Annotated in this window: 3 protein-coding genes; all 3 read right to left on the bottom strand. The window is 45.5% G+C overall.

Going from position 1 to position 2182, the window contains the following annotated elements:
• Positions 1–109: 109 nt before the first annotated feature.
• Complete coding sequence (locus AB1552_14325) at positions 110–265, bottom strand: hypothetical protein (GenBank protein ID MEW6054934.1); 156 nt, start codon at positions 263–265, stop codon at positions 110–112.
• A 79-nt stretch (positions 266–344) separates the two neighbouring features.
• Complete coding sequence (locus AB1552_14320) at positions 345–1229, bottom strand: hypothetical protein (protein MEW6054933.1); 885 nt, start codon at positions 1227–1229, stop codon at positions 345–347.
• A gap of 70 nt (positions 1230–1299) precedes the next feature.
• Positions 1300–2182, bottom strand: an 883-nt coding sequence (locus AB1552_14315; protein ID MEW6054932.1) for a hypothetical protein, incomplete at its 5' end; no start/stop codon positions are given.

The raw sequence follows: 2182 nt of genomic DNA, 5'->3' as shown, positions 1-2182 counted from the left end.
GCTGGGGCGTGGCATCTCTATTCGCTTCACTCAAGCGGCCCGGAGGTCGGGGCCAGCCGGATGTTTTCGCCAAAAAGTGGACAAATTATTTCGCCATTAAGAGGACAAATTACGTTGCCCTTGACAGTGGGGAGAGGACGGGGGCATCCCCGGCGCCCGCGCATACCGTCTCGGAGGTGAGGTTGCCCAGGGGGTCGTAGGTGTAGTGGGTCACGGTGGGGGTTTCGGTGGCGCCGCCGTAGGCGCATCTCTTCTCCTCCTGCACCACCTTGCCCTGGGCGTTGTAGTCCCAGTGTACCTCGTAGCCGGACGTGCGGATCTTTCAAGCCCTATTGCCGATGCTGCTATTCTGAAAGCGGCAAGAATGGCGATATTGTTTCGTATATCTTGTCTCTGTTCACTATGTATCCTTCTATCATCTTCTCCAGGTCTGCCTCATCCATAACTGGCCAGTCACTGTCTTTGAGAAAGCTATTCTGTTTGTCCATTTCTTGTAGTGTGTTTATGAGCTCGCTTCTTGCTAAAGCCAACTCCTCAGGTACTTCCAGCTCTCTTACTTCATCCAAAATGCGCTTAATACTTCTACTACAATTATCCAGAAACCCTTGCAAACTTTGCCTATTGGAATTGAAGATATTGTTATCCAACTCATAGAAAGAGAGCAGGCAACTATCCGTTGCTCCTTGTATGTACTTGTTTAATAGCAGACTAATAAGTTCTCGCTCGTTATAAGGGCAGGTTTGTGATTCTGAAATGCAGCTCAACCAACGATACAACTCTGTTTCATAGGAAGTGTTCCTATTAGCCAGCGACATTTGAATGCTTTCCAATCCAGCTTTGCTGTCGCGTATATAAATGTAATTGCCGATAGTACTGGTCAACTCGTACAAGGTTTCCCTTACAATCATCTGAAGAATTCTCTCTCTCATCGCATCCGTTGTTACTGAATCATCAACTGTCCCTGTTTCAATCTCGTTAAGTTCATCATTGATTTCCTCCAGCTCCAGCATATCTTTGCTGTCCAGATACTGATGACCTGTCGAAGCTTCTGAAAATAGCCTATCTGCCAAATCAGTTGCGTTAACGCTGATTCTGCTTAGCTGATCTGATATCTGATCCAGTGCTGTGTCTCTCGTTTCTGTATCTTGGTTGTTTCTGCACCCCAAACATGTAGTACCCAATACTACTGAAACAACCACACAGAGGGAGATTACGTGCTTTCTCCCCAAACGAATTCGCATCATTTTGTACACCTGCCAAATCAATTGTTTTACATATCATCCTATTCTAATATGATCGTCAGGGCATTACATAGTCCATAGCATTCTTGCCCTCCCTGTAACGCAAATCTGCCTTGATACTATCAATAAGATAATAGAACTCATCAATATCATAATAGTCGCCAGCTAGCCTTCCTCCTTCAGGAGGTACAGCATTTATATCGAGAGTTAGCGGATTTGGTTGAAACCCAATTTCAATAAAATGATATGTGTATTTACTGTTTCTAGCTCCATTCGGCCTAGATTGACCATATCCAATTTCGAATCCATAGTTCATAATCTTTTCACCAAGATAATCTCTTAGAACCCGCGATGCCGCCAACCCCGGAACGTAGTTACCGCTCTTATCGAATTCTCCAACAAAATTCTGCAATACCCCCCAGTCGCAGCCCTCTTGTATTTTATCGAGAAGTGGTTCTAATCCATTTCCCGATAACTCTAAATAGATCGCCGTAATTGGCTCGCTAAGATCGCTGAGAATCGCAAACAACTCTGCGATTCCAGCTCTTTGCTTCTCCATATGTTCACAGTACTCCAAGCCCGTGACCCTAGCGTCATATAACATATGTTGTCTAAGGAGACCCTCGAGATTGTTAATTCCTGTTATCTGATCCAATATCCCTTCGCAAAAGCAGTTTAGTGCCTCTGTAATATCAATTAATCCACTGCCTTTTCCCCTGTTTTGAGAAAGCAGGCCCAAATAGATCTCAGACAAGACTGTATTATCGCCAAATATATCAGGAATGGAGCCCAAGCCTGCTTCAATCCATTTCTCTGAACCGCCCCGACTTTCCTGGAGGCTCCATAGTCTGAGAGGATGGAGCCATGAATACACAAAAGAGATATCCACCGGAGCTGAAAGAACGGGCGGTGCGCATGGTCTTCGACCACGCACCGGAGTA

It is taken from the genome of Nitrospirota bacterium (assembly GCA_040754395.1).
In the GTDB taxonomy this organism is placed as follows: Bacteria; Nitrospirota; Thermodesulfovibrionia; order Thermodesulfovibrionales; family SM23-35; genus JBFMCL01.
This window is presented reverse-complemented; position numbering and strand designations above follow the sequence as displayed.